This window comes from Rapidithrix thailandica (assembly GCF_039710355.1).
GTDB classification, from domain to species: domain Bacteria; phylum Bacteroidota; class Bacteroidia; order Cytophagales; family Flammeovirgaceae; genus Rapidithrix; species Rapidithrix thailandica.
In genome coordinates, this window is sequence record NZ_JBDKWZ010000012.1 from 86,743 (window position 1) to 106,769 (window position 20,027).

The window sequence follows — 20,027 nt, forward strand, 5'->3', positions numbered from 1 at the left end:
TAAAAAAATTTAGTAAGTCTTAAATTCAAAAGGAACATCCACTAATTCGGAAAACTCCTCTCCGGCTTCCTCCATATCTTCATCATCTTCATGAAAGTACCAGTCAACACTTGATCCTTCAATGTCTTCTAATTTTGATAAAATATCCAAAATTAACTTTGACGATGCGGTATTGAAGTATTCAAGCTTAAATATGAAAGGTGTCTGGGGATTAGCATCATTATTATACTCATCTAACCAGTCTAAAACAGGTTGAAAAAACTCAGCTGCATCTTCAGGAAGAGCTCTTCCCGATAATTCAAAAGAATTAGTTGACTTATCTAAAATAATTCTGGGGGTATCTTCTGTTCCCTCTAAGTTTAGTGCCTTCATGTTATTTAATTATTTATTTCAATTCTTAATTAAGAAGAAAAAAATTAACCTCTCGGAATTATAGTTTGCAAAGAAAAAAATGTCAGCCTATCATTGATAGGAACAAAGTCAAACATTAACTTTTCTCCTGATTTTCTGGCCATATCAATAAAGCCTAAACCAGCTCCACCTTTATCTGATAAGTCCCCGCTCTTAATCACCTCCTTATATAAAGACTTTAACCCTGTTTTGTCCAGGCTATTTATAGTCTTTAATTGTCTTTTCATTTCTTCCACCTTATCATTTGCAATTGGATTACCAGAAGTGATAAAGTACTCTTTATCATGCTTTCCAATCATAAATATGGCGTTGCTTTTTTGACTATTATTCGCAGCTTCAGCATGTTTACAAATATTTTGCAAACACTCAACCATAATATTAAAGACTTTTCTTTTAATGCTAGATTCCTCACCAAAAGAGTCCAAATTTCTCTCTGCCATTGCTAAGACCGATTTTGTAATCTCTTGAGTAAACTCCCCTTCATAAACCAATATCAGACTGCGGTCTAGCATTATGTTATGTAAATCATAAATATATTTCATGTTGGCTGACAATTTTAAAAAATCTATATTCTTAATTAAAAACCTAAATTTGAAACGCTTATTTTAAGGAAAAAACATACTTACAGGTTAAAAAATATCATTTCGTCAAAATTTTACTCCAATTAATAATATATCATCAGTTTGCCTCCTATCCCCTTTCCAATTGATAAACTCCTCATATACAATCTGCTTCATTTCTTGCATATCCGAATGCTTTTGCTGACTGATCAGCTCCCGTAACCGTCTTGGTGCAAACTTTCGGTTATTAGGTCCTCCAAATTGGTCTGGCATTCCATCTGAAAACATGTAAATTTCGTCTCCTTTTTGGATTTCTATTTTATTGGTTTTGAAATTTGTTCTATTTCTATACTGTCCTCCACCAATTGGAAACTTATCTCCTCTGATTTGTGTCAACTCTCCTGAAGAATAGAAATACAGTGGACGATGCGCTCCGGCATATTCAAGTTCATTTTGCTTTTTATTCACTTTACATAAGGAAATATCCATTCCGTCTTTTGTATCAGAGCTATCTCCACTTTGCTTTAATGTTCTTGTGACACCAGCATTAAGCGCATCTAGTATTTGCCCAACATCTGATACCCCTTGAGAATTGACCACATCATTCAAAATAAAAAATCCTATGAGTGAAATAAGAGCTCCAGGCACTCCATGACCAGTACAATCCACCGCAGCTATGTACACATCGTCTCCCTTTTCCAAAAACCAAGGAAAATCACCACTGACAACATCTCTTGGGAGGTATAACATAAATGAATCAGGGAAGGCCCTCTGTATTACATCATCATCAGGTAAGATTGCACTTTGAATTCTTTGAGAGTAATTAATACTTTCTGTAATTTTCTTATGCGTGTCTCGGATTTCAATTTCAGCTTTCTTTCTCTCTGTGATATCATGGTACACAATCAATGCAGATTCTACTTCATCCAAGTCATTAAATTCAGGGATCGCATTAACTTGCATAACTCTCTCTCCATCAAAAGTTGGGAACTCCATCTCCACTTCAATTTTTTGACCTTTATCAACTACTTGTTCAAGCAATGCAATCCAAGATGACTTAATTTTTGTATCCAGATCAATTTCATTGATAGGCTTCGCTAAAATCATATCAGGATGCCTGCCTGTCAAATTTTCAATTATAGGGTTAATATAATATACTGTCCCTTCTTTATTTACCCTTGTAATCAAATCGGGCGAATTCTCCGAAAGAGCCTGCATTTGACTTCTCATCCTTTCTTCTTGCTCTGCTCTTCTTCTTTCTGTAATATCTCTTGAGTTTACAACAATTCCTTTAATTGCCGGATCCGACAATAAATTTGTTCCTGTTGCTTCAAGCCAAATTGCATGATTGTCTTTTGTGATGTATTCTACTTGTATTGAATAAGGATTATCAACATCTTCTAATAACTTAGAAAAGAATTCATCAAATACTTCCCTACTATCCGGATGGATATTTTGCAAATCACTGATTCCAGTCATCTCTTCTTGGCTATACCCAAGGATCGGTTCTACAGACGGACTAATATATCGGATCTCCCCATTTTTCTCATAAATTGCGATAACTTCAGAAGCATTTTCCAAGAATACTTGCATTCTCTTCTGAGTCATATTCACTTCTTCAATTTGCTCTTCCAAACGATGATTTGTCCTCTTCAGTTCTTCTTGTGTAGCCTCCATTTCCTCTGCATTTTGACGGAGGATTTCTTGCTGCATTTTCAATTCCTCACTCATTTTTTGAGACTCTTCTAGAAGCTTAACCGTTCTCTCATTGACTTTAATATTAAAGATAGTGCGGGCAATAATGACCGAAATTTCTTTAACAAACTCAATATGAGTAGGACTGAATTTGGTAAAACCAGCAAATTCTAGTATACCATAAACTTTTTCATCTATTAGTAAAGGTATTAAAACAATACAAGAAGGCTTCTGGTCTCCTAAAATACCAGAAGTAATGGTTACATAGTCTTCCGGTATTTCAGTCCTAAGGATAATATCTTGCTCAGCAGCACACTGCCCCACTAACCCCTCTGCAAACTTAAAATCCTTTTTATAATATTTCTTCTTTTGGTAGGCATAGCAAGCTACCATTTCGAAAAGCGCTTCACTCTCATTATCCAATTCATTAATGGTATAAAAAGCACCTTGAATCGCATTAATTTTTTCTGTAACGAATGCTATCACTTCATTACCCAACCCTTCTAAATCATTATGTAATCTTAATATTTGGCTAATTTCAGCAACGCCTGTAACGATCCAGTTTCGCTTGTTATCTCTTTCATCTGCTTCTTGGATGCTATCCCTCATTGACAATAATGCGTTCCCAAGATTATCATCTTTACTCATAGGTGTGAACTCGGCAGCATAGTTACCTTCACCAATTTGATGAGCGAAATTGACCGTTCGTTTTAAGGCAATTACTAAGTCTTTTACTGCAGAGCCCATCTCCCCAATTTCATCTTGAGATCTAACTTCAATATTTTCAGGTAAGACTCCCTTTGAAATTAAATTCAGCTTATCATTTATATAAATAATTGGTCGAACTAACAACTTAGAATAAACTAATGCGGCTGTCAATGCTAAAAATATTATTAACAAGCTTGACTTTACAAAAGTCCAAACTAAATCATAAATAGGTTGATTTACTTCCTCTTTATCCATTTTCACCACCAAGCCCCAATCTACTACCGGAATATGATTCCAATAACTTAATGTGGTTACCCCTCTAAAATCAATATCATAAATAAAATCAGGTTTCTCACCAAGGGCCGATTTCTGAACTGCAATATTGGTTGGATCATTATTCAGTACAAACTCTGTTAAAAGCCCGGTCGTGACGCCTTTTAAAGGGCTAATGATATTTATTTTTGACTCTTCCTGTTTACATAGAATTATTTCACCTGACTCCCCAAGAGCATCTTCTTCATTCAATTTTTTGTAAATGTTCTCAGATACATTAAATGACAAGACCATATACCCTATCACTCCCCCATATTGACTTTTAATCGGGGACACCACATACATAAAAGCCTGTTTACCAGCCAAAAAAACTTTCCCGAAATATAATTCTTCTTTTCCTTTCTCCAATAATTCATTATACCCTTCATACCTTTCTCCCAAAACAGGTACTTTTAGTGTTGAATTACTTTTGTAAAAAACAACCCCTTCCTTATTCGTTAAGACGATGTTATTATAATTATAAATTCTTTGGATTGCAGGAATAAAGCTATTAAGGTCAGTATTGATCTCCTTGATAAGGACGGGCTCATTAATATCGGCAAAATTTGACTTTCGAAAGGATTGAATTGCAAGTGGCGAGTTCTGAACAAGAGCAATGTTTTGTTGCAACTCCTTAAAGAAAGACCCAATCTGATCAACCTTGGCATCGCTGATCACTTTGAAGTTTCCTGCTGTAGTTTTCTCAATATAATTTCTTGATTGAATATAGGATAAATAACTTACAGATATGACTGATACTACAACAACAGTTAATAGTAATATAGTTATTTTAGTACCTATCTTGATTTGTTTGAACATCGTTGAAGATTATTTTGACCGGAAACAACTAAAAAAATAACAGGCTAGCATAAAAAATTAAGCATATTGAAGTTGGGGGATATGTATTGCAAGTAATGCATTTGCTTCTCTAATATATTCCAACTCCTTGGCATTATATTTTCTAAAAGATCCTAACTCTATAACCCCTAAAACATCATTTTCATATACAATAGGCAAAATAGTCAAAAAAGAAGGTTGTTTACTTCCAAGCCCAGAAGTCACTTGCATATAATTTTCGGGTACCTCGTCTATTATAAACTCTCTATTCGATTTTGCCGCTTGTCCGACAAGACCTTCTCCGAATTTATACTCCAGAGCATCGCCATCCGGCAAACAAAAGGCATAACTACTTTTCAACTCTAGGCAACGGAAATCACCCTTAACTTGCGCCTGGTACAAGGCTCCCACCCCTACATGTAATTGCTTACAAAGCAATTGAAAAGAATTCTCAAGCTTTTCTTTTATATCGCCTTCGCTTTCAATTTCATTTTTTAATACCAGCAAATTCAAATTACTGTTCTCAGCACCTTCCTCATCGTTTTGAGAGCTTTTTTCTTTGACGAATGAAGATTTTTCAACATAAACTATATTTCCATCCCTGCTTTTCAAATTATCAAAAGATAATGCAACAATTAAGACTAACACAATGCATAAGTCAATAGACAAAACCCAATTCACATGGTTCATCGCGTTTGCAGCTTCCTCAACCAACTTATGATCGGTAACTCCCACAACCGTCAGCATTTCTTGAGGAAGCAGGTATAACTGAGTTACAGCATAACTGGTAGTAACAATAAAAAATATAACACCAATAAGACTGATTTTTCTAGCCATTATACTTTACTTTTATATAGTTCACTCAATTGAAGAAAAAACTGGATTAGTTGTTCAACTTTAAAGACATGATCAATTTCGGTAATGGCAAGGGCCGCAGCAGGCATGGTAGTAATCATACTATCTTCTAAATCTTGCACTACTGTCATTCCTCCCCGCTCTTTGATCTTTTTCATCCCGTATGCCCCATCTTTATTTGCTCCGGAAAGGAGAATTCCTATCAGCTTGTCCTTATAATTATATGCTGCCGTTTCTAAAGTAATATCTATGGCAGGTCTAGAGTTATTCACTAATTCTTCAGTAGACAAAGCAAAGGTATTCCCTAGCTCAATAGACATATGATAATTTGCCGGAGCTAAATAGACCAACCCTCGTTTGATTGGTTCTTTATCATATGGTTCTATGATTTTTTTATTGCTTTTTATCGAAAGAGCCTCTACAAAACCATGTCTGACATGCTTCAAACGATGTAAACACAGAAATATTGGTAAAGGAAAGTCCTCAGGTACACTACTGAGAATTTGTGTCACAGGCTTAAAACTTCCTGCTGACCCTCCTATTACTACAGCTTTATATTTATCTGACAATCGAACGCCATTCATACTGCTAGAGCATCAAATACCTTTACTATTATTTTCAACTATGACCTACTTCTACAGATCTACTTTTACTCTTTTATTTTCCGGTAAATTTTTTCTTCATTATTCACCACTAAAAACTTGTTTGCAATATCACACCATATTAATGATTCTTTGGAACCTATGGCTAAATAACCATATTTAAACAAACTTTCATGCAATTTATACAATACATTATTTTGTAAAGTCTGGTTAAAATATATCATCACGTTACGGCATAAAACCAAGTCGAATTTTGAAAATACAAACCCCTTTACCAAATCATGTTTCCTAAAGGAAACCTTGTTAAGCAAATCACTCTTCAAAGTATAAGATTCCCGGTCCTCATCAAAGTATTTATCCAAAGAACTATTCCCTCCAAAACGGTGGTAGTTTTTATCGTTTAACACCATATTTTTCTTACTGATCTTACCTTGTTTTGCCCGGGAAATAATAGCTGTATCTATATCCGTTGCAATCACATTGGCTTTATCAAGTAATCCCATTTCTTCCAACAAAATGCACATGGAATAAACTTCTTCACCAGACGAGCAGCCTGCATGCCAAATACTTAGTTTATTATTATTCAATAAAATTTGGGGAATCACATGATCTCGAATTTCTTTCCAGAAAGAAGGGTCACGATACATTTCGGTGACATTGACTGTAATTTCAGATAAAAACTCTTCAAAAAACTCTGGTTGGCTATTCAAGCGATTGATTAAAGCATCTACTGATTTAAATTTATATAAATCAATAATACGACTAATGCGTCTTCGGAACGAAGAAATTGCATAATCTTTAAAATCGAAACCATAATTATCTTGGATAATTTTGGTTAGCCTTCTGATTTCATTTATCTCTATTTCGTGCATCGTTTTAGTCGCAGAAAAATAATTATTTTCAGGCATCGCCCCTGATTTTAATTCAATAATTGAGTTCCTTAATATAAATATTACTTAGGTATAACTATATAGCCCCTGTGACATTATACTTCACACCAGCTTTCTATAAAGAAAGTTATACAAATCTTTATTAACAAATTCTTTGACTCCGTAACGATGCGCAAGATTAATTATGCATAAGACCTTTAATAATTACAAAACAATCCTATTAAGTTCCTATTTAATAGGAGAGATCCATCTCTCTCACAAATTATATAATGATCCCTTTCAATGTAACGTTAACTAAAAAAACGCATTGAATGATAATGAAAAAGGAATACATAAAATGCTGTCTTTGGGTTTGGGTGTTTTTAATGACCATCAGTGTACAGGCTCAAACTGCCGAAAACACCTTTGAAGAAGACCCTCTATTAAAACCCAATATTTGGCAACAACTATCTGACGATCCTTATAATGATGATCTTTGGATGAAATATTTTGACAAGGACCTTTTTAACCTTAATTCCAAGGAATATGAATTATATACTTCTTGCCGGAATGGGTTATTGCAAAAAAATTTAGCCAAACAGCGCAAAAGGGAGGAAGCCCTCCAAAAATTCAGAGAAGAATATGTTCAACAACGATATGGAGAAAAACAAAAACTGGATTACAGAGAATTAGTCCAAAATATAGCGAAAAACTTTCCGATGATTGAAGAGTATTTTGACGCTCAATTCAATGTATATGAAATTGACTACCTGTTTTATGACGAAAAACACCCCGATGGCAAATACAACAAAACCAAATGGGTGGAAGAACATGAAACCAAATTACAAAAACTCAAAGAAGATTATTTGATCAAATAAATAATATTTCATTCGGTTCAAAAGCGGCAGTTACAAATTGTTAATTGCCGCTTTTGTTGTTTATTATGTACATTCAACTACCTTTGAACTAGGTAATATTTCGTTAAATCTCAACCTTACTATCACAATGGATCAATTTGTCAAAGAAAAAGTGAATCAATGGCTGGAAGGTAACTATGATCAGACTGTCAAAGATGAAATTCAACACCTTTTGAACAACAATGAGGAAGAACTCATCGATGCTTTTTACAAAGATCTTGAATTTGGTACGGGTGGTCTTAGAGGTATTATGGGTGTGGGCTCTAATAGAATCAATAAATATACGGTTGGGATTGCCACTCAAGGGCTAGCAAACTACTTACTGAAAACAATTAACCAGAAGGAAATTAAGGTTGCTATAGCTCATGACAGTCGAAATAACAGTGATTATTTTGCAAATATCACGGCCAAGGTGTTTGCTGCAAATGGTATCAAAGTATACTTATTTGAGCAACTACGCCCTACTCCTGAACTGTCGTTTGCTATCCGGCATTTAAACTGCGATAGTGGGGTTGTCATCACAGCATCTCATAACCCTAAAGAGTACAATGGATACAAAGCCTACTGGGCCGATGGCAGCCAATTGGTGGCTCCCCATGATAAAAATGTCATGAATGAAGTCGCAAAAATTCAATCCATCGACCATGTGAAATTCGAAGGAAATGATGACAATATTCAATACATTGGCAATGAAGTAGACCAAGCATATTTAGAAGCCATCCACAAACTTTCCCTTTCTCCTGATGCTATCCAAGCGCAAAAGGACCTAAAAATTGTTTTTACTCCTATACATGGGACTGGTATTACACTCGTCCCTCAAATTTTAGAAAAGTTTGGATTCTCAAACGTAACCGTTGTAGAAGAGCAAGCCAAAGCAGATGGTAATTTTCCCACTGTTGTTTATCCAAATCCTGAAGAACCGGAAGCTCTAAGCATCGCGTTAAAAAAGGCACAGGAAATTGATGCGGATATTCTACTGGGGACAGACCCGGATTCTGACCGGGTGGGAATTGCTGTCAAAAACAATCATGGCGAATTCCAATTACTAAACGGCAACCAAACCGCAGCTCTTTTATTTAACTATATCATTAGTACCCGAAAAGAAAAAGGTTTGGCAAAAGACAATGACTTTGTCGCCAAAACAATCGTCACCTCAGATTTAATTGACACATTTGCCGCTGCCAATCAGATGCAATGTTTCAATACTCTTACCGGGTTTAAATTTATCGCTCAGGTAATCCGTGATAATGAAGGAGAACAAAACTTCATTGTTGGGGGGGAAGAAAGTTACGGTTATTTAATCGGAGATTTTGTACGAGATAAAGATGCCATAAGTTCTGTTGCATTAATTTGTGAAATGGCTGCATATGCCAAGGACAAAGGGCAATCGCTCTTTGACATGTTACTCGATATTTATACAACTTATGGCTTCTATAAAGAGAAGCTAATTTCTATCACCAAAAAAGGAAAAAAAGGAGCGGAAGAAATCTCTGAAATGATGAAAAACCTTAGGGAAAATCCTCCAACGAGTATTAATGAATCGCCCTTGGTAACCATCAAAGACTATTTATCTTCTGAGTCGGTGGATGTAGTTTCGGGTGAAAAAGTGCGTATTGAATTACCGACTTCTAATGTTTTACAGTTCATTACAGAAGATGGAAGTAAAATATCAGCCCGTCCTTCAGGAACAGAACCCAAAATAAAGTTTTACTTCAGTGTAAATGAAACCCTCTCTGACAAAGGAGAGTACGAAGAAATAGAGCAAAAATTAAATCAAAAAATTGATAACATCATCTCTGATTTAAAACTTAATTAAAATAATCTCTTTCACAAAAAGATTACTTTTGCCCGGAATCAAGTAATTGGTTTCGGGCATTTTTTTTAACCCTAATACAACTTATCAAAGTCTTCAATGGGGGTACCTGGGAAGGATTTCATTTTCACAACTTTTATCAGAATCACATCAAACTTTCACTGGCTATATCCCATGTTACTTGAAAAGCTGAACTCACTCCTTCTCTCAAATTAAAAATAACTTGATCACTCAAAATTATAGATTAGTAGAAAGTGTTGTGATAGTGGTAATCACTCACCTTTCACCAAAGACCTTTAAAAGGTGCCTGAATTATAAAAAATGTTAAACCTTTTACTAGTTATCATCAAAACGTAAAACTATTCCGTAATTAACAGTGAACTTCGAATTATAAACTCAATTAATATGCAAAGATATAGTATCCTGTGGGCTGATGATGAAATTGATCTATTAAAACCACACATCTTATTTCTGACAAACAAAGGCTATGACATTACTCCTGTAAATAGTGGGGCTGATGCAATTGATAAATGCGAAAACACCAATTTTGATATCATTTTTTTGGATGAGCATATGCCTGGTATGACCGGCCTGGAAACACTCGCTCAAATTAAAACGATCAACCCGAACATACCGGTGGTAATGATCACCAAAAACGAAGAGGAGCAAATTATGGAGGAGGCGATCGGGTCTAAAATTGAAGATTATCTGATCAAACCCATCAACCCGAACCAAATTTTATTGGCGGTCAAGAAAATTCTGGATAAAAAACGGATTGTTTCGGAGAAGACAAACTTCAGCTACCAACGGGATTTTCAAAATATTTCCATGGCATTTAATGACCACCTGGAATATGAAGATTGGATAGACATCTATCGTAAACTAGTATTTTGGGATATAGAAATCAACGAAACCGAAAACAAAAGCATGACCGATGTGTTGGACATGCAAAAGGCGGAAGCCAATGTTAATTTCACTAAATTTATCAAAGAAAATTACCAAGACTGGCTGAATGACCCGGATGCTCACCGCCCCATGTTATCACATGAACTAATGCAAAAAAAGGTCTTTCCCCTCCTACAAAAGAAAAAACCCGTCTTCTTTATCGTTATCGACAATTTAAGATTAGACCAATGGAAAATTCTGGAGTCAACCGTGGCCGAATATTTTAAAATTGAAGAAGAAGACACCTATTTTTCTATATTACCGACTACCACAGCCTTTGCGCGGAACTCTATTTTCTCAGGCTTACTCCCTCTGGAGATGGCTAAAAAACACCCTGACTTATGGGTAAACGAAGACGAAGAAGGTGGTAAAAACAACCACGAGCATGACTTCTTGGAAGCCCAAATACAAAGGCTCCGATTAAATATCAAATCCAGTTACAATAAAGTCATTCATGTCAATCAGGGAAAACAAGTTTTAGATAATTTGAATAACCTGCTAACCAATGACTTGAACACTATTGTTTACAATTTTGTAGACATGCTTTCTCATGCGAGAACCGACCAGGAAATGATCCGGGAACTGGCCCCCGATGAATCGGCTTACCGCTCTTTGACAAAATCATGGTTCCAGCATTCGGCCTTATTGGATACGCTGCGGATTCTTTCGGAAAAAGACGTCTCTATTGTACTGACTACGGATCATGGTACTATCCGTACAAAACGCCCTTATAAGATCATTGGGGATAGAAATACGAATACCAACCTAAGATACAAACAGGGGAAAAACCTGAGCTATGACAAAAAGTATGCGTTTGCCGTCTCTGACCCTGAGAGTTTCTTTCTTCCAAAGGTAAATGTATCTACCAGTTATGCATTTGCAACTGAAGACTACTTCTTTGCCTACCCGAACAACTATAATTATTATGTAAATTATTATAAAGATACCTTTCAACATGGGGGAATTTCAATGGAGGAAATGATCATCCCTTGTATTACACTGGGGAATAAGTAGTAACAGATTCAGCTGTAACCTAAAAAAGGTTACTGTTTTCCATTTTCAGGATCTCAGTAACCTTTTTTGATTTAAAAATTAGTTTTAAAAGTAAATACTTAAATGCTTAAGATATTCACCATTTTAATCAAATCTTTGTTCAATGGTTTCTTCTTATTAATGGCATCTTGAAAGGTAGTATACACAACTTTATCGTCTACTATTCCTACCATCTCATTTTTCCGTCCGGCAATCAAACCTTCTACCGCGGCCAAACCTAATCTACTTCCCAAAATCCGGTCCATTGCAGTCGGTGCCCCCCCTCTTTGGATATGTCCCAGGTTCGTCACCCGGATATCCATATTGGTCAATTTCTCTTTGGCTTTGATGGCTACATAGTGCGCATTCCCTACCTCTTCACCTTCCGCTACGATCACAATAGAAGAAGACTTTTGGTTGTTACGTCCGCTACGCAAGCTCTCAATCACTCCTTCAATGCTGTCAGGGTTTTCAGGAACCATTACAATTTCGGCGCCTCCGCCTATCCCTGTTTGGATGGCTATATATCCGGAATCGCGGCCCATGACCTCGACAAAAAACACACGGTCGTGTGAATCTGCCGTATCCCTGATTTTATCAACGGCATCCAAAGCTGTATTTACTGCGGTATCAAATCCTATGGTATAATCGGTTCCGTATAAATCGTTATCAATCGTACCAGGCACGCCAATGGTAGGTATGCCATATTCTTTATAAAAAATCTCCGCACCTGTAAACGAACCATTTCCACCGATGACCACTAAACCTTCAATCCCGTGCTTTTTCATTTGCTCATAAGCTTTCTGCCGGCCGATTTTGGTTCTGAACTCATCCGAACGGGCCGATTTCAATATCGTACCGCCTTGTTGAATAATATTACTTACCGACCTGGATTCCATCTTTATCATATCCCCTTCGATCACCCCTTTATACCCTCGGATAATCCCATATATATTCAGGTTATGATAAATCGCTCCTCTTACTACAGACCGGATACAAGCATTCATGCCTGGTGCATCTCCTCCCGATGTTAAAACTGCTATCGTTTTCAAGGGCATTTGTTTTTATTAATACTTAGAACCGTGCAAATATAAGTTTCTCGTTCGAAAATTTAAATTCTCTTAAATCCATTTTTAATCGAATAAGAAATTTTCAACAAAACATTCTTTATATTACCAATATCTCAAAATAAAGAGATATTTTCAATCATATCATTAGTTAAATTAAAAAACTCTTCATGCACATTAAATTCTTGCCCCTCCTTTGCTTTCAATTTAACATAACTGCCATCCTCTTGCATTTTGTAGGAATTGACATTGTCTTTTAAATTAAAGTCCAAAATGCTAATCGCCTCCTTTTTGGCTTGTTCATCCACAAATAAGAACATGGACTCCACTCTACGATCAAAACTACGTACCATTGCATCCGCACTCCCGCAGTATACTTTAGGATCTCCGTTATTATGATAATAAAATATACGGGAATGTTCTAAAAAATCTCCTACAATAGAATACACTTCAATATTCTCACTCAACTTGGCCCGCCCCGGACGCAAACAACATATCCCCCGTACAATTAACTTCACCGGCACACCGGCATTCGAGGCTTCGTACAAGGCGTGAATAAACTTATCGTCCTGTAATGAATTGATTTTAATTACAATACCACTTTGCAAACCCTTACGGGCATTCTCCGTTTCATGATAAATCAACTCAATTAACTTATCACGCATCTCATCAGGAGCGGTCAACAACACATCGTAATAGCTGGGTTTTGAATGCCCGGTAATCGCGTTGAAAAACTCCGATACATCTTGCCCGTACTCATTGCGGGTGGTCATTAAACTGATGTCCGTATACAAACGGGCTGTATCTTCATTGTAGTTTCCACTGGACATATGCACATAACGGGTTACCTTGTCTCCCTCTTTGCGTACCACCAGTAATATTTTGGTATGCGTTTTTAACAAACCGATCCCGTGAATGACGAAACAGCCTGCCTTTTGCAGTTGTTGTGCTTCCCGGATATTATTTTCCTCGTCAAAACGCGCTTTCAGCTCAAACAATGCCGAGACATGTTTTCCATTTTCGGCCGCTTTTAATAATGCGGAAGTCACCCGGGAATCTTTGGCTAAGCGATAAATAGTCAACTTAATAGCCAATACCTGAGGATCTTCAGCTGCTTTCTCCAGAAATTCCAAAAAATGCTCGGGACTATTGTAAGGATGGTGCAATACAATATCCTTTTTCTTAATCTTTTGAAAAATATTGTCGGAATCAACTTCCCTTAACGCCAAAGGCGGCACACTAGCTCTACGGGTAGGCACCTCGTATTTAAAGTTTTTGTGTTTAATCACATGCCACAGGCAGGTTAAATCAATCAGCCCCCCTACCTCAAAGATATTGTATTCATCAATATCCCAGCGTTTAATCAACTGCTTCATCATCCATTTTGAGTAGCCAGTTTGCACTTCTACCCTCACCACTCTACCGGTACGCCTGGTTTTTAATTTCCGCTTAATCTCTTCAATAAAGTCTGTTTCCAAATCCTCACTTTCTTCCAAAGTAAAATCTCCGTTCCGGGTGATGCGCATCAAATCGCAAGAGAGAATTTCAACATTCCGGAACAATTTGCGGATATTCTCCCGGATAACTTCCGCGATGGGGATAAATAACAGTTCATTATCCCGCTCCATTTCAAAGAAGCGAGGTAAGTTTTGAGGAATCTGTACAAAAGAGAGTTTTTTCAAGTCGTCTGACTTACCGGAGCCTTCCCGTGTAACAATGCTAAAAATCTGCAGGTTGTTCATCAAGATCGGAAAGGTATGGTAACTATCATACACCATAGGGGTGAGCATTGGGAAAAGCGTCTTTTTAAAAAATTGAGCCGCTTTTTTCCGTTCATCCGTATTCAGCTCTTTGATCCCGCAAATCTTAAAATGATTTTTGGAAAACTGAGGAAGTAATTCTTTTGCATACACCTGATATTGCTCCTTCACAAATTCATGTACATCACTCAGCAATTTGATACGAAAGTCCCCTTCCCTCAAGCCGGAGTAATCGACTCTTTGTTTATTATAATCCAAATAATTATACAAACTCCCTACTCGGATCATAAAAAACTCATCCAAGTTGGAAGCCGTAATGGCTAAAAACTTCAAGCGCTCAAAAATGGTCCTTGTTTTATTATTTACCTGATCGAGTACGCGGTAGTTAAATTGCAACCAACTTAAATCCCGGCTAATTAAATTACTGCTTTGAATCAGGGCATTTACTTTATCACTATAAATCATCGACATGGGAAAGTAGGGTTTTATGATCCGGAAATGCTTCTATTCAAGGTGCAATACCCAAAATAGACTCAAGCTCTTTGACACTGTATTCTCTCAAAGATAAAAATAAAAGGGCAGCTTCTCCTCCCTTCCGGAACCTGAATTCAGATTCCCGTTTAAATCGCAAAGGTGAATGGAAAGCACATAATTCTACAGCCTTTCCATATAAACTTTCTGTAAAATTTTTTCGAAGCTTTTTCCATATGGTTTTTCTTTCATAAAATTATACATTTAAAAGAATACACCGAAGGCAAAGAAAATGAAAGGTCTTTTTTTTGAAAAATGCATAGAAATTGTAATACTTTTTTTCGATTTTTAGCCACCCGGTGCAGTCCCAGGTACAATCCGCTTCCGGACATGCACAGGGTAAACCACCCGATTTTTAAAAATGATGTGGTTGAAGCACCCTTGTATGTATTTGTTAGGTGTTTCTTTTTTTGATTTTTTTATTCCCAAGCGAATCTGTTTTTTTAAATGAAGAATCAAGTTGTTCTGGTAGGATTATTCTTACTCTTTTTTTCTTACACTACTTTTGGCCAAGATCTAGCGTATCACCAGCCGGTAAAACAAAACGCCCGGAAAACACTCGATCCCCCTCCCCCTCCCGAAAGCTCTCTTCAATCGCATATCTACAATTTGTACCATCAGTCCCAACTCTACAAACAACACCTCTCTTACGATGTATTTGAAAAAGCGGTAGTGGGCTTTTATAACCTCAAAGCCGAAGGCCTGTTTACCGAAAAAGAACTGCTCACCATTATCGATTTTACACAACCTTCTTCGGAAGAAAGGCTGTATATTATCGATTTACAAAACCAGAAACTACTTCACCGCAGCTTGGTGGCACATGGAAAAAACACAGGGGATATCTACGCTACCCACTTTAGCAACCGCGTGGGCTCCCTACAGAGTAGTCTAGGTTTTTATAAGGCTTCAGAAGCTTATATCGGGAAATACGGTTTGTCCTTAAAATTGGATGGACTAGAAACCCGCATCAATGACAATGCCCGCAAAAGGGCCGTGGTCATGCATCCGGCTGATTATGTTAACTACCAATTCATCCGGGACAACCAACGCCTGGGCCGTAGCTTTGGATGTCCTGCCATCCCTTACGAAAAACATAAACAAATCATCAAGACGATTCAGGGAAACACTTGTTTGTTTATCTATCAAAATGCGACTTCCTACCTTCGCAACACAGAAAAATTAAACTTTGACAAAGCAGAGCAAGCCTTTCTGAGAGAACAAGTACTATTACATGCCAACCAGATGGCTTCGGTGTTATAACTGATTGAATACAAGTATCAACCTTATCTCCAACCCTATGGCGGAACTCCATTTCCACAATAGGGCTCTTTATTGTCTTGCCTCCACGGCACTTTCTCCCCTCAATTTTCAAGGACTAATAAGTTAATTTTTATAGCTTTGCTGGAAATTTTTAGTTAAGAGTGCTATGGAAAAAACAATTCTGTATATAATTATCGCCATTGTAGCCTTTGAGTTTATCTTGGAAAGGCTGTTGGATTATTTAAATCAAAAACACTGGGACAACCAGTTACCCAAAGGCTTACAAGGCATCATCGATCAGGATAAGTACCAAAAATCACAGGATTATGCTTTTGCTAAAAGCAAGTTATCCTTGTGGTCAAGCTTGTTGAGTTTTGCAGTAATCCTCACAATTTTGTTCACGGGTGGTTTTGCCCTCATCGATCAATGGGCCTTGTCTGTCACGGAAAACTCTATCCTCTCCACCCTCTTGTTTTTTGCGGTGATCGGTTTGGGTTCAGACTTGATGAGCACTCCTTTTGGGATCTACAATACATTTGTAATTGAGGAAAAATTCGGCTTCAATAAAATGACTCCTAAAATTTTCATCATGGACAAAATCAAAGGTTGGATACTGGGTGCCCTTATTGGGGGGCTGTTGCTGGCCGTATTTGTATGGTTTTACAGCACTTTCAGAGAATACTTCTGGCTGTATGCCTGGGGCATTTTCTTGGTATTTTCCATCGGTATTACCATGTTTTACACCAACCTGATTGTACCTTTATTCAATAAACTCACTCCGCTGGAAGACGGGGAGTTAAGAACTGCCATTGAAAACTATGCAAGCAAAGTAAACTTTCCGCTCAAAAATGTCTTTGTGGTGGACGGTTCCAAACGAAGCACAAAAGCCAATGCCTATTTCAGTGGCTTGGGCAATGCGAAAAACATTGTATTGTACGATACACTGATTGAAAAGCATAGCACAGAAGAACTGGTAGCGGTATTGGCTCATGAAGTAGGGCATTATAAAAAGAAACACACCTTGCAAGGCTTGTTTATTTCAGCTTTCACAATGCTACTCACCTTATATATTCTAAACCTGCTAATCGATAATCCGGCACTGTCCATGGCCTTAGGGGCCGATGAAAGCAGAATCACCCTGGGAATGGTGGCCTTTTCAATTCTTTATAGTCCACTTTCTACCATTACGGGCTTGTTGATGAATATCTTCTCCAGAAAAAATGAATTTGAAGCGGATGCTTATGCAAGAGAAACCTCTTCAGGTGCCGATTTAGTGACAGCTTTGAAGAAGCTATCCGTAGATACATTAAGCAATCTCAAGCCTCATCCGGCTTATGTGTTTTTTTATTATTCCCATCCCCCCTTACTCAAACGGATGGAAGCCATAGAAAACCCCTCATAAATATAAAGTAAAGCCCCCTTGAAACGATATGTTTTCAGGGGGCTTCGTATATTCCATTATTTTCCACCTGCTTTCACCCTACAGGGTGCCCTTCTTCAAAAAAGTAAATCACCAACATCTGCGCCTTTCCCTTTCCGATATTTTTAGGAGAATGTTTTAGGCGTCCGTCAAACAACATAGAATCTCCTTCTTCCAAAATCACCGATTGCGATTCAAATTCGTACTCTATTCTCCCTCTGAGAATATATTTATATTCATAGGCTTGCGTTTGAACAAACTCCCGTTGGGCGTCTTCCTCTAATTCTAACAAAATGATGTCCACGGTAGAATTATCGAAATTCTTCGTAAAAATCCGTTTATACAGAAAGCCCTGGGCATCTTCTTTTTCAAAAGGCGTGTATTCCGAAGCCTTTTTTACAAAAATCCTTTTGTTAAGACTATTGGTGTCAAACCCTTCAAAAAAAGAGTTCAGGTCCTCCCCCATCGAGCGGATGATCTGGATCAGCACCAAAAGCGATGGAATGGTACGACCGTTTTCGATCTGAGAAATCAACCCTTTACTCACATTGGCTTTTTCTGCAACCTCTTGAATTCGTAGTTTCTTACGCTTCCGGATTTCTTTAATCCGTTGACTGATCTGTAGAATTATTTCTTCTTTCATTCAAAAATTACTTAGCTGAATCGTGGATATGCCTCATATGGTCAAAACCGGTTTCAAAGTTAGAAAAAATCACCTTGCCCGATGCAGGGATTACCCATTAAAAATTTTGTTTAAAATTTTGCTTGTTATCAAATAAGTAGGTTTAATCCCCTCCATTCCCAAACTGCCGGAAGCCAAGGTACTCCCGGTGAGCAAGGGGTTGTCCGAGGCATAATAGGCATAGCGCACTTTGATGTCTTCTTTGATACTTTTCCGGATTTTGGTGGCAGACTGAATAGCTTTTTGATAATGAGCCCCTTCCATCTCTATGCCGATGGCATTCCAAGTAGAAGTCAGGAAATGGTGCAGGATATCCCGGTTTTGCAATGATGTGCCTAATACGGTTACCATAGCCCCTTCAAATACTTTCAGGCCAAAGCCTTTAAAATCTTTGACAGAAAAATCATTAACAACAGGGTAGTTATCGGCGGTCCCTTCAAAGACATGAGCCGTAGGTACCATAATATCCCCCTTGCCTCCTTTCAGGATTCCGGCCTTTCCCATAATGGATACCGACTCCACATTCAAAGAGAAGTTTTCTTGAGGGGCTTCATTAGGTTTTAACAACTCCTCCATGCATTCGTAAGCTTGTTCACCAAAGGCATAATCCATCACAATGATTAAAGGAGGGTTTTTCAATTGCTCGGATTTCGGACGGAAAGAAGCCGGTAACTTAGTCAAAGGTAGCCGAGCGGTATCAAATACCTGTACGGTCAAATTGGTACCCGAATTATCTTCGATTTCGTACATGCCATTTTTCAAGGCAAATTCTTTTATTTTTTTCCGCATGGCCGCATTTTCATCCCGGCTGGTCATGGCTGCCAGTTCTTCCAGGTTTTCAGAAGCCTGCTCTTCCAAAGCCGTAAACCCATACATGGCATTCATAAAGCTGTGCAAATTCGCACTGACGATATGTACCGGCCGGTCAACCCAGCCATGTTCGTAGATCAATTGTTTTACCTTATTAGCCCATTGATCACCATAAATATGATGCCCGATAATCTCCCTTAACTTGGCAGAGAAGGTAACTTCTTTGTCCAGGTTTTCAAGGTTCTCGGTAATCGCCAGTTTGCCCAACCAATACGTAATATGATACAAACTGTGTTTGCTTTTACTCATGTCAAATGAGTGCAGCGCCTGGGTAGTTTCTTGGATAGTGCGCCCCAATACATTGCTTAGATAGGTTGCGGCTTTTTTCTCATCAAAATACTTGTTGTTATTTTCCAATTCCACAATTTCTTCCAAGCGTTTCCAGTCATCGGTTTCACCGCCTTTTGGATCCAGTGCCTGCTTTTTGATTTTGTTGGCTTCGATAAACAGAAATGTCAGATGAGTAAGTATATCGTAAATATCACTTCGTCCGCGGGTCATCTCAATATACATGCGGTTCTGATCGATGCGATAGCAATTACGTCTTCTTTTTGGGGGAATGATCACATCATAACCCAAACTTTCAAAACCTTCTCTGGCTACCAGTTTTATATACCGGCACTCTTCGATTCCATCGGGCAAGCGTTCTATCACATACAATAATCCCTCTAACTCTACCCGCTCAGGATCATTGACGGAACCATAAATTTCCGGACTTAAGGTCAGTAAAGCTTCTACCAAAGATTGCCCTGACACGCCATTGGGTTTGTAACTCCCCCGGATAAACAATTGCCGCATGGAGATATACAACTTCTCGATCGAAGCCCGGGATTCTCTGGTTCGTTTCTTTGATGATTCATTCATAGGAGTTATTGAATAAG

General features: G+C 37.7%; 15 protein-coding genes. 5 read left to right on the forward strand and 10 right to left on the reverse strand.

The window, feature by feature from the left end:
- Positions 1-9 precede the first annotated feature (9 nt).
- The 6 genes from AAG747_RS19650 to AAG747_RS19675 form a co-directional block, all read right to left on the reverse strand.
- Positions 10-372 carry a DUF1987 domain-containing protein gene (locus AAG747_RS19650; RefSeq protein ID WP_346822925.1) on the reverse strand — a complete coding sequence of 121 codons (363 nt, stop codon included), beginning with the start codon at positions 370-372 and terminating at the stop codon, positions 10-12.
- A gap of 44 nt (positions 373-416) precedes the next feature.
- Positions 417-953, reverse strand: coding sequence for a SiaB family protein kinase (locus tag AAG747_RS19655; RefSeq protein ID WP_346822926.1), 537 nt, complete (start codon positions 951-953; stop codon positions 417-419).
- 105 nt (positions 954-1,058) lie between these two features.
- Positions 1,059-4,505, reverse strand: coding sequence for a PAS domain S-box protein (locus AAG747_RS19660; protein ID WP_346822927.1), 3,447 nt, complete (start codon positions 4,503-4,505; stop codon positions 1,059-1,061).
- 57 nt (positions 4,506-4,562) lie between these two features.
- Positions 4,563-5,360 carry a GAF domain-containing protein gene (locus AAG747_RS19665; protein ID WP_346822928.1) on the reverse strand — a complete coding sequence of 266 codons (798 nt, stop codon included), beginning with the start codon at positions 5,358-5,360 and terminating at the stop codon, positions 4,563-4,565.
- Complete coding sequence (locus AAG747_RS19670) at positions 5,360-5,947, reverse strand: chemotaxis protein CheB (RefSeq protein ID WP_346822929.1); 588 nt, start codon at positions 5,945-5,947, stop codon at positions 5,360-5,362. The genes AAG747_RS19665 and AAG747_RS19670 overlap by 1 nt, the downstream gene beginning before the upstream one ends.
- A gap of 80 nt (positions 5,948-6,027) precedes the next feature.
- Entirely contained in the window at positions 6,028-6,888 is an 861-nt protein-coding gene (locus AAG747_RS19675) for a CheR family methyltransferase (protein ID WP_346822930.1), read from the reverse strand.
- Positions 6,889-7,181: 293 nt separating this feature from the next.
- Between AAG747_RS19675 and AAG747_RS19680 the strand changes: the two genes are divergently transcribed.
- The 3 genes from AAG747_RS19680 to porX all read left to right on the forward strand — a co-directional run bounded on the left by AAG747_RS19680 (position 7,182) and on the right by porX (position 11,538).
- The gene (locus AAG747_RS19680) at positions 7,182-7,727 is read left to right on the forward strand and encodes a hypothetical protein (protein WP_346822931.1); all 546 of its coding nucleotides are present in this window, start codon (positions 7,182-7,184) and stop codon (positions 7,725-7,727) included.
- A gap of 127 nt (positions 7,728-7,854) precedes the next feature.
- A complete protein-coding gene (locus tag AAG747_RS19685; RefSeq protein WP_346823030.1) occupies positions 7,855-9,582 on the forward strand; it encodes a phospho-sugar mutase in 1,728 nt (575 codons plus the stop codon).
- 402 nt (positions 9,583-9,984) lie between these two features.
- Positions 9,985-11,538, forward strand: coding sequence for a T9SS response regulator signal transducer PorX (porX, locus tag AAG747_RS19690; protein WP_346822932.1), 1,554 nt, complete (start codon positions 9,985-9,987; stop codon positions 11,536-11,538).
- A gap of 98 nt (positions 11,539-11,636) precedes the next feature.
- Here the strand turns inward: porX and pfkA are convergent, their stop codons facing one another.
- Both pfkA and ppk1 read right to left on the reverse strand, forming a co-directional pair.
- The gene (gene pfkA, locus AAG747_RS19695) at positions 11,637-12,608 is read right to left on the reverse strand and encodes a 6-phosphofructokinase (RefSeq protein WP_346822933.1); all 972 of its coding nucleotides are present in this window, start codon (positions 12,606-12,608) and stop codon (positions 11,637-11,639) included.
- Positions 12,609-12,739: 131 nt separating this feature from the next.
- The gene (gene ppk1 / locus AAG747_RS19700; RefSeq protein WP_430300665.1) at positions 12,740-14,848 is read right to left on the reverse strand and encodes a polyphosphate kinase 1; all 2,109 of its coding nucleotides are present in this window, start codon (positions 14,846-14,848) and stop codon (positions 12,740-12,742) included.
- A gap of 513 nt (positions 14,849-15,361) precedes the next feature.
- Here ppk1 and AAG747_RS19705 point away from each other — a divergent pair.
- Together AAG747_RS19705 and AAG747_RS19710 are read left to right on the forward strand one after the other, a co-directional pair.
- The gene (locus AAG747_RS19705; RefSeq protein ID WP_346822935.1) at positions 15,362-16,174 is read left to right on the forward strand and encodes a murein L,D-transpeptidase catalytic domain family protein; all 813 of its coding nucleotides are present in this window, start codon (positions 15,362-15,364) and stop codon (positions 16,172-16,174) included.
- Positions 16,175-16,340: 166 nt separating this feature from the next.
- Positions 16,341-17,576, forward strand: a complete 1,236-nt coding sequence (locus AAG747_RS19710; protein ID WP_346822936.1) for a M48 family metallopeptidase — start codon at positions 16,341-16,343, stop codon at positions 17,574-17,576.
- 73 nt (positions 17,577-17,649) lie between these two features.
- On the opposite strand, the gene AAG747_RS19715 is transcribed toward AAG747_RS19710, so the two are convergent.
- Positions 17,650-18,237, reverse strand: a complete 588-nt coding sequence (locus AAG747_RS19715) for a helix-turn-helix domain-containing protein (protein WP_346822937.1) — start codon at positions 18,235-18,237, stop codon at positions 17,650-17,652.
- Positions 18,238-18,327: 90 nt separating this feature from the next.
- Positions 18,328-20,010 carry a DUF6909 family protein gene (locus AAG747_RS19720; RefSeq protein ID WP_346822938.1) on the reverse strand — a complete coding sequence of 561 codons (1,683 nt, stop codon included), beginning with the start codon at positions 20,008-20,010 and terminating at the stop codon, positions 18,328-18,330.
- Positions 20,011-20,027: the final 17 nt, after the last annotated feature.